Source organism: Nocardioides sp. P4_G4 (genome assembly GCF_056401085.1).
Window position 1 is genome coordinate 47,964 of sequence record NZ_JBFUKA010000014.1, and the last position, 9,052, is coordinate 57,015.

At 72.7% G+C, this 9,052-nt stretch carries 8 protein-coding genes; 3 read left to right on the top strand and 5 right to left on the bottom strand.

The features are described 5' to 3' along the window. Window positions 1-137 precede the first annotated feature (137 nt). Complete coding sequence (locus AC1DQF_RS05205; protein ID WP_477524143.1) at window positions 138-1,898, top strand: sensor histidine kinase; 1,761 nt, start codon at window positions 138-140, stop codon at window positions 1,896-1,898. 77 nt (window positions 1,899-1,975) lie between these two features. Here the strand turns inward: AC1DQF_RS05205 and AC1DQF_RS05210 are convergent, their stop codons facing one another. After that, a complete protein-coding gene (locus AC1DQF_RS05210; RefSeq protein ID WP_477524144.1) occupies window positions 1,976-2,800 on the bottom strand; it encodes an NAD-dependent epimerase/dehydratase family protein in 825 nt (274 codons plus the stop codon). Window positions 2,801-2,859: 59 nt separating this feature from the next. On the opposite strand from AC1DQF_RS05210, the gene AC1DQF_RS05215 reads away from it, so the two are divergent. After that, the gene (locus tag AC1DQF_RS05215; protein WP_477524145.1) at window positions 2,860-4,233 is read left to right on the top strand and encodes an NAD(P)-binding protein; all 1,374 of its coding nucleotides are present in this window, start codon (window positions 2,860-2,862) and stop codon (window positions 4,231-4,233) included. Window positions 4,234-4,256: 23 nt separating this feature from the next. On the opposite strand, the gene AC1DQF_RS05220 is transcribed toward AC1DQF_RS05215, so the two are convergent. From AC1DQF_RS05220 to AC1DQF_RS05235, 4 genes are read right to left on the bottom strand one after another with little or no spacing between them, the layout of a single operon-like run. Next, a complete protein-coding gene (locus AC1DQF_RS05220) occupies window positions 4,257-4,703 on the bottom strand; it encodes a GNAT family N-acetyltransferase (RefSeq protein WP_477524146.1) in 447 nt (148 codons plus the stop codon). A 60-nt stretch (window positions 4,704-4,763) separates the two neighbouring features. Continuing rightward, a complete protein-coding gene (locus tag AC1DQF_RS05225; protein ID WP_477524147.1) occupies window positions 4,764-6,158 on the bottom strand; it encodes a sensor histidine kinase in 1,395 nt (464 codons plus the stop codon). Beyond that, window positions 6,158-7,813: an NAD(P)/FAD-dependent oxidoreductase gene (locus AC1DQF_RS05230; RefSeq protein ID WP_477524148.1), complete on the bottom strand. Its 1,656-nt coding sequence runs from the start codon at window positions 7,811-7,813 to the stop codon at window positions 6,158-6,160. Before AC1DQF_RS05230 ends, AC1DQF_RS05225 begins: the two co-directional genes overlap by 1 nt. Before the next feature lie 7 nt (window positions 7,814-7,820). Beyond that, window positions 7,821-8,213, bottom strand: coding sequence for an SHOCT domain-containing protein (locus AC1DQF_RS05235; protein ID WP_477524149.1), 393 nt, complete (start codon window positions 8,211-8,213; stop codon window positions 7,821-7,823). Between the two features lie 264 nt (window positions 8,214-8,477). On the opposite strand from AC1DQF_RS05235, the gene AC1DQF_RS05240 reads away from it, so the two are divergent. Beyond that, window positions 8,478-9,052 (top strand): dihydrodipicolinate synthase family protein (locus tag AC1DQF_RS05240; protein ID WP_477524150.1); only part of this gene is annotated, 575 nt, incomplete at its 3' end.

The following is a 9,052-nucleotide window of genomic DNA, read 5'->3' on the forward strand; positions in this document are numbered from 1 at the left end:
GAGGGCGTTTCGTCGCCCCCGACGGGACTGTCATGGACTGCTTGACACGTTAGGGGCCGCAGCGTCCCGCTTCTCACTATGCTGTGCCGTCCACGGGCATCGGGGTCCCGGGGGATCGACACAGGACGGGGGACGGAGTGGCGCAGTCTCGGGCGCGCGGTGCCGACGTCGCGCAGTCCTGGTCGGACGCCCCGACCCGGGCCTCGCTGCGGGTGCTCGCCGAGGGGGTGGCCGCGCTGGCGGGCTTCGGGCAGTCGGCGATCAGCGTGCGTCGCGGCGACGGGCTGGTGGTCGTGGCGACCTCCGGGCCCGAGCTCGCCGACCTGCACGGGACCTGGCTCCCCGTCGAGGTGCTGGAGACGGAGCTGGCCAAGGCCGACGTGTGGGGTGACCTGCGGTTCGTCCCGCACGAGCGGGTGGGCGACGAGGTGCTCGCCTACAGCCACGTGCCCGACCTCGAGCCGGTGGACGGCCCGGACGGCTGGCACCCGCTCGACCTGCTCGCGGCCCCCCTGTACGACGACGCGGGTCTGCTCCGCGGCCTGCTCACCGTCGACGCGCCCACCGACGGGCTCCGCCCCGGGCCCCTCCAGCGCGAGGTGCTGGCCAAGTACGCCGGTGTCGCCCGCAGCTCGGTCCTGCTCGCCCTCGAGCGCGAGGAGCTCGCCGAGCGCGTGCGGATGGCGACCGAGGCCCGGCAGATGGTGCGCCGGGCCATGGGCGAGCCGTCGCTGGACCTGGTCGTCGCCGCGTGCCGCGAAGCAGTGGTCTCGTCCTTCGACGCCGTGGGGATGTGGCTCTCCGCGTTCCACGCCGACGGTGGCCGGTCGAGCACGTGGTTCGCCGAGGGCGGCCATCCCCAGCCGGTGCTGGACGACCTCGACGAGATCCTGGTGCGGCTCGCGCACCTCTACTGGGCCGAGCAGTACGTCGCCGCCTTCTCCGCGGGGCGCACCGACCACCCGGGCATGAGGGCCGAGGAGGCCACCCGCCTGCTGGACTTCCTGGACAGCATCCGCATCGGCTCGGTGCTCTTCGTGCCCCTCGGCGCCGGGGTGGAGTGCCTCGGCTTCCTGATCCTCTCGCGCATCTCCGACCACCTGCCGTGGACGGAGATGCAGTGCCAGGCCGCCCTCGACATCGGTCGCGACCTCGGTCGCGCCGTCGCCAACGCCCGACAGCTCGACACCGAGCGCGCGCTCGTCCACCGGCTGCGCGACCTCGACGGCTATCGCACCGAGCTGGTCAACACCGTCGCCCACGAGCTGCGCAACCCGCTGACGTCGGTGGTGGGCAACCTGGAGCTGCTCGAGGACGAGGGCCTCACCGACCACGGCCGCCACTCCGTGGAGTCCGCGATCCGAGGCGCCAGACGGATCGAGGGCGTCATCGACGACCTCCTCACGATGGCCCACGTGTCGGACCCCGACGCCGTCTTCGAGCCCGAGTCGGTCGACCTGCGCAAGGTCGTGCGCGATGTCGAGGACGAGTGCGCCCACGCCGCGGCCGCGCGCTCGATCACCATCTCGATGGTGCTGCCGCAGGGACCGGTCGTCGTGCCGGGCCGTCCCGACGAGCTGCACCGGATGCTCGCCAACCTGCTGAGCAACGCCTTGAAGTACTCCGAGGACGGGGCCACGGTCGCGATCGGCCTCGACGCCGACGGCGAGCACGTCGCGCTGAGCGTCGTCGACCACGGGCTGGGCATCTCCGAGGAGGACCAGCGCGACCTGTTCCGCGAGTTCTTCCGCTCCCACAACCCCGAGGCGCTCTCCCGGCCCGGCACCGGCCTCGGGCTGGTCATCGTCGACCGGATCGTGCGTCGGCACGGCGGCGGCATCGCCGTCGAGTCCGTGCTCGGGCAGGGCACCACCGTCACGGTCCGCCTGCCGGCCTGACTCGGGTCGCACGGGTCGGTCCCGCCGCTGGGAGCTGAGTCACGGGATGACTCAGCTCCCACTGGTCGCCCCGACCGTCAACGCACCCCGGCGTAGCCCTCGCGATGGCTCGGCCTCGTCGGCACCCACCCCGTCGCGCGCAACCGGGCGTTGGAGAGCCGCTTGCCGTGCCCGAGCGCCGGGTCGGCGGCCGGGGGTGCGGGTGCCCCGAGGAGCCGCTCGGCGAGGTACGCCGCGACGTCACCCAGCTGGGCCGGCTCGTCGTCCGTGCCGAGGTAGAGCCGGTCGGGCTCCTCCGGTCGGGTCAGGAGGTGGACGACCGCGTCGGCGGCGTCCTCGCGATGGATGCGGTTGGTCCACCGGTGCGGGTCCTCGACGCGGCCCTCGCGGACCATGTCGAGCAGGCGCGTGCTGCCCCCGCCGTACAGCCCCGAGAGCCGCAGCACCGTGCCGCCGGGCACCCGCTCGAGGAAGAGCTCCTCGGCGGCCACCAGCATCCGGCCCGGGCCGTCGGACGGCTGCGGGGGAGTGGTCTCGTCGTCGAGGGGCGGCCGTTCCCGACTCCCGTGCACGGCGGTGGAGGAGACAATCACGGCACGCTCCGGCATCGTCCCCGTCATGGCCACGGCGTCGAGCGCACGCCGCATCCCCTCGACGTACGTCGAGCGGTAGGACTCCTCGGTGCGCGGCCGCGCGGTGAGCGCCACGACCAGGTAGCGGGCTCGAAGGTCGGGCAGGGCCGGGGTCTCGCTCGTCAGGTCGACGGAGAGGCCGCGCAGCGGAGCGGGCACGCGGTCGGCGTTGCGCCGCAGCGCGAGCACGTCGTGCCCCTGCCCGGCGAGGCGCAGGCCGACCGCCGATCCGAGGTCTCCGCAGCCGACGAGCAGCACGTCCGAGGTCACGTCCGAACCGTACGCGGCCCACCGTGGACGGCGCGCGCCGCGAGTGTCACCGTGGGCCCATGACCCGCACGCTGCACGTCGACTACCTGGTGGTGGGGGCCGGCGCGGCCGGGATGGCCTTCACGGACTCCCTCATCGACCACGCCGACGTACGCGTGGCGCTCGTCGACCGTCGCCACGGCGTCGGGGGGCACTGGCTGGAGGCGTATCCGTTCGTCCGGCTGCACCAGTCCTCGGCCTTCTACGGCGTCGCCTCCACCCTGCTCGGCGGCGGCCAGCTCCAGCAGGGCGGACCCGAGGCGGGCCTGCAGGAGCGGGCGTCGCAGCCGGAGATCGTCAGCTACTACGCACGGGTGCTCGACCGGATGCTGGGGACGGGCCGGGTGGAGTTCTTCCCCACCAGCGACTTCGACGGCGACCGCACCGTCGTCTCGCGCATCTCGGGGGAGGCGTTCACGGTCCCCGAGTCGTGCCGGATCGTCGACGCCCGCTACCTGGCGCCCCGCATCCCGGCGGAGACGCCGCCCCCGTTCGCCGTCGGCCGCGGGGCCGACGTGCGCCCCGTCAACGACCTGGTCCGGCTGGAGGAGGCGCCGAGCCAGTACGTCGTCGTCGGCTCGGGCAAGACGGCGACCGACGCGTGCGTGTGGCTCCTCGCCGGGGGCGTGGACCCCGGCGCGATCTGCTGGGTGCGCCCGCGCGACCCGTGGATGTACGACCGGGCGCTGATCCAGCCCGACCCCGAGATCTTCACCGGCTTCGTCGCCGACCTCATGCAGGCGGCCTCCGGGGCGGACTCCCTGGAGCACCTGTTCCTCCGGCTGGAGGACGCCGGGACCGTGATGCGCATCGACCGCTCGGTGACGCCCACGATGGCCAGGACCCCCACGCTGGGTGCGTGGGAGCTCGCACAGCTGCGCACGATCGAGGACGTCGTACGTCGCGGGCACCTCGTGGCCGTGGAGCCCGGCCGGTTGGTCCTCGCCGACGGCGAGGTCGGGATCGCCGACGACGCGGTGGTCGTGCACTGTGCGGCGGAGGGCCTGAGGAACCCGCCCCTCGTCCCCGTGTGGGGGCCCGGGACCATCACGCTCCAGCCGATCCGGGCCGGCTTCCCCAGCTTCGGCGCGGCGCTGACCGGGTACGTCGAGGCGACCCGCGACGAGGACGCCGAGAAGAACCGGCTCTGCCCGCCCTCGCCCTACGGCAACTCGAGGGCCGACTGGGCCCGGATGATCGTGCGGGGCACCCGGGCGGCGATGTCCTTCTCGGCGGAGCCGGACATCCGCGAGTGGGCGAACGGGGTGGCGCTCAACCCGGCGCGGGTCCCGGCCGGGCACCCCGGGTCACCGGAGCTGGACGATGCCCGCGCCCGGTTGGCCACCGTCACCGCGCCGGCCCTCGCGAGGCTCACGGACCTGATGGGCGGGTAGGCCACCCGGCGGGAGGGCGGCTACTACAGGTCCCTGCGCATCAGGTGGTTGGTGTGACCCGGCGGGAAGTCGGTCTCCCGGCCGTAGACGAGGTAGCCACAGCGGGCGTAGAAGTCCGGCGCCTGGAACTCCCACGTGTTGAGCTTGGACCATCGACAGCCGCGCTCGCGGGCCTGCTCCTCGACCGCCTCGAGGAGCCGACGACCGAGACCGTCGCCACGGTGGCCCGGGTGCACCCACATCAGGTCGATCGTCAGCCAGTGCCAGACATCCACGGTGGAGCCGACGCAGCCGCCGAGCAGCTCGCCGGTGTCACCGACCGCGTACGCCGCGACAGGTCTCGCGGGGAGGTTGTCGGGCTCGAACCGTCGACGGATGGCCGCCGACGCCTGCTGGTTGTGCTCGACGAGGCGTTCGGTGGTCTCGTCCTCCCAGCGCTGGTCCGGACCGAGCTCGATGCGCCACGTCACGGGCCGAAGATCTCGCGGCGCCGCCGGGTCGGTCAACCGGATTACGCGACCAGACGGCGGTCACGGCGCGACGGTCGACCTCAGGGGAAGGCGCACCCGGACCACGGTGTCCCCGGGACGCGAGTCGATGTCGATCTCCCCGCCGTGCCGCTCGGTGACGATGCGCCGGGAGATGTCGAGACCGAGGCCGGTCCCCCTGCCCACCTCCTTGGTGGTGAAGAACGGCTCGAACGCGTGGGCGGCGACCTCGTCGGTGAGGCCGGGTCCGGTGTCGCAGACCTCGACCACGACGGCGTGCTCGTCGGCGTACGTCCGGACCGTCAGGGTCCCCGAGTCCCCCATGGCGTCGACCGCGTTGTCGATGAGGTTCGTCCACACCTGGTTGAGCTCGCCGGGTGCGGCCTGCACGACGGGGAGGTCGTCGGCGTAGTCGCGGTGGACCGCCACCCCGGCGTCGCGGAGCTTGTGGCCCAGCATCATCAGCGTGCTCTCGAGCCCGTCGGTGACCCGGACATCCTGGACGGCCGCGCGGTCCAGCTGGGAGTAGGACTTCACGGCCGAGACGAGGTCGGAGATGCGTCGCGTCGCGTCCTGCGCCTCGGCGATCAGCGAGGTGACGGTGACGGCGCTCGCCACCCACTCCAGCCCGGCCTGGAGGGCGGGACCCTGCAGCGCCGTGGCGGCCCGCTCGCACCAGGCGAGGTCGGCGCCGGCACCGGCGAGCGCAGGAGCGATCACCCAGTCGCGGTCGATGTCGTGATCGCCCATCCAGGTCGACAGCTCGTCCTCGCGGTCCGCCAGGGCGACACCGGTCGGCGCCGCGGCCTGCTCGACCGAGCGGCGCAGCTCGTCGAGGGCGACGAACTGGGTCGCAGTGATCGCGTGCGCCGCGAGCTGGCCCAGCGAGTCGAGGAGGTGGTCGGTGCTCTCCTGGAGGGCGCCCACGGAGCGGACCGCAGCGGAGGCCGGGTTGTTGATCTCGTGCGCCAGGCCGGCCGCCAGGGTGCCGAGCGCCACGAGGGCCTCACGCTGGCGCGCGTTGTGCTCGATGCGTCGCGCCGTCCCGATCAGGCCGCGCAACAGGTGCACGGCGAAGGGGAACCATGCCTCGCCGTGCGCGCCGAGCTGGTCGGCCCGGAGCCGGAAGACCCGGGTCGGCTCCACGACCCGAGCGCTGCCCATGTAGATCCYGTGCTCGTCCCAGGCCCGGAAGCCGCCGGCCCACTGGCCCGGCACGGTCATCGAGGCCATCACCGCCTCCTCGTGGCCGATGCGCCGCACGAGGTCGATCCGCCCCTCGAGGAGCACCCACCAGTCGTCGGCCGGTCGGCCCTCGTCGAAGAGGTGCTCGCCGGCCGCGAGGGTGACCTCGGCGCCGGACGCCGCCAGCTCGCCGACCTGCTGGTCGGTGAACCCGTCGAGGAGGTGCAGGGCTCGCAGCTCGTCGTACAGCATCAGGTGCTCGCGAGGTAGCGGTGCACGAGGTGGACGGACATGGCGCCCTCGCCGACGGCGGACGCGACCCTCTTCATGCTGTCGAGGCGTACGTCGCCGGCGGCGAACACGCCGGGCACGCTCGTCTCGAGCGCGTAAGGGGTGCGGTCGAGCGACCACCCGATGCCGGCCCCCGCCGGCAGGTCGGGACCGGTGAGCACGAAGCCGCGGCCGTCGCGTGCCACGGTGTCGCCGAGCCAGCCCGTGCGCGGCGCGGCGCCGATGAAGACGAAGACCCAGCTGGTCTCGACCTCCTCCTCGGCGCCGGTCCCGCGGTCGGCCAGGACGATCGCCTCGAGGTGCCCGTCGCCGCGCGCCCCCACGACCTCGGTCCGGAGTCGTACGTCGACGTTGGGCGCGGTGTCGATGCGGCTGACGAGGTACTGCGACATCGATGCCTCGAGGGTCTCGCCCCGGACGACGAGGACGACCCGGCGGGCGAAGCGGGCGAAGTTGAGCGCGGCCTGGCCGGCGGAGTTGGCCGCCCCCACGACGTACACGTCCTCACCGGTGGTCTGGCTCGCCTCGCTCGCGGTGGCGCCGTAGTAGACGCCCCGCCCGACGGCGTCGTCGACGCCGGGCGCCTCGAGGCGGCGGTAGGAGACGCCGCTCGCCACGAGCACCGCGCGGGCCTCGATGTCGGTCGAGCCGTCGAGCAGCACGGCCCGGACCGGTCCCCGCGTCTCGAAGCCCACCACGTCACGCGCCAGCACCATCTCGGCGCCGAAGCGTGACGCCTGGGCGACGGCGCGGTGCGTCAGGTCGGCGCCGGAGAGGCCCTTGGGGAAGCCGAGGTAGTTCTCGATCGAGGCGCTCTGTCCCGCCTGGCCGCCCGGTGCGTCGCGCTCCACGACCACGGTCTGGAGCCCCTCCGACGCGGCGTACACGGCGGCGGCGAGCCCGGCCGGTCCGGCGCCCACGATGCACAGGTCGTAGAGCTCCCGCTCCGCGCGCGTGCGGAGCCCGAGCGCGTCGGCCAGGGCGACGGCGGTCGGTGCGCGCAGGGCGGTCCCGTCGGGCAGCACCACCACCGGGAGGTCGTCGACCCCGGCCTCCGCGRGGTCGAGTAGGCGGGTGACCTCGTCGCTCTGGCCGACCTCGAGCCAGCGGTAGGGCACGTGGTTGTGGGCCAGGAAGGACTTCACGTCGTGGGTGTGCTCGGACCAGCGGTGGCCCACCACCCGGACCTCCGACTCCCGGTCCGGGTGTGCGTTCGTCCAGTCCTGCAGCAGCTCGTCGAGCACCGGGTAGAGCCGGTCCTGCGGCGGGTCCCACGGCTTCATCAGGTAGTAGTCGAGGGCGATGTCGTTGATCGCCCGGATGGCCACGTCGGTGTCGGCGTACGCCGTGAGCAGCACCAGCTTGGAGTCCGGCGACTGCTGCCGCACCTCGCGGAGGACCTCGATCCCGCTCATGCCGGGCATCCGCTGGTCGGTCACCACGGCCGCGACCGGCCGGTCCTTGAGCACCAGGTCCGTCAGGAGCTCCAGGGCCTCGCGACCCGAGGTCGCCCGCATCACGCGGTAGCCCTCGCCGTAGCGGGCCCGGAGGTCCCTCGCGACGGCCGCGACCACGGCTGGGTCGTCGTCGACCGCGAGGATGGCTGGCTTGGCCATCGACGCCTCAGGCTGCGGCGAGTGCCTTGGCCTTCACCTGGTCGAACTCGGACTGGGTGATCGTCCCGTCGTCGAGCAGCTTCTTGGCCGAGGCGATCTGGTCGACGCTCGAACCGCCCGCGCCGGCGACCGACCGCACGTAGTCGGCCTGCTGCTGCTGGAGCTGCTGCTGCTGCTCGATGGTGCGCTTCGTCATGCCGTTGCCACGGGCGATGAGGTAGCTGAAGACACCGATGAGGGGCAGCACGATGACGAACAGGCACCAGACCGTCTTGCCCAACCCGCCCAGGTCGTGGCTGCGGAAGATGTCCGCGAAGATGTAGAAGAGGCACATGATCCAGGCGAAGAAGATGAAGAACTCGAACATTGCGAGCAGGAACGAACCGTTGTCGTCGAACATGTGACTGCCTTCCCAGGTGAATGAGTGTTGCTGACCAGAGGGGTCAACGGGCACATGTGTGTGTGCCCCCTCATTCGAGCGCTTCCGGGCCCCTCGACGCCTCATCCGACCCGGATGACTGCTGCGTGGGGCATCCCCGGAGAGTGGATGCACGCGAAGCATCATCGAATACAAATTCGGGCTTGGACAGGCATCGTCGCAGCGCCCTAGCGTGAAGCGACCGGCGAGCAGCCGGTGCCTCCGCGACGACGAGAAGGACGCCTCGTGACCGAGTACAGCCCGACCGACCTGGCCACCCAGCTGAAGGGCGGCCTGCTGTCGTTCCCGGTGACCCACTTCGCCGACGACCTCTCGTTCGACGAGGAGGGCTACCGCAAGCACCTCGCGTGGCTCGCGCAGTACCCGGTCGCGGGACTCTTCGCCGCGGGCGGCACGGGGGAGGGCTTCTCGCTGACCCTGGAGGAGACCGACAAGGTCGTCCGCACCGCCGTCCAGGAGGTGGCGGGCGCCGTGCCCGTGCTCGCCCCGGCCACCGGCAGCACCGTCAACGCGGTCGCCCAGGCGAAGGCGGCCGAGGCGGCCGGCGCCGACGGCCTCCTGCTGATGCCTCCCTACCTCACCGAGGCCAGCCAGGCCGGACTCGTCGAGCACGTGAGCGAGGTCTGCCGGGCCACCGGTCTCGGCGTCATCGTCTACAGCCGCGCCAACGCCGTCCTCCGCGACGAGGCCGTCGCGGTGCTCGCCGACCGCAACCCGACGCTCGTCGGCTTCAAGGACGGCGTCGGCTCCATCGAGCAGATGACGCGCACCTACGCCCGCGTCGGCGACCGCCTCATGTA

Excerpts from the sequence above, each read along its gene's own strand:
- AC1DQF_RS05215 (WP_477524145.1), top strand. The coding sequence starts at position 2,860 with ATGACCCGCACGCTGCACGTCGACTACCTGGTGGTGGGGGCCGGCGCG.
- AC1DQF_RS05235 (WP_477524149.1), bottom strand. The coding sequence starts at position 8,213 with ATGTTCGACGACAACGGTTCGTTCCTGCTCGCAATGTTCGAGTTCTTC.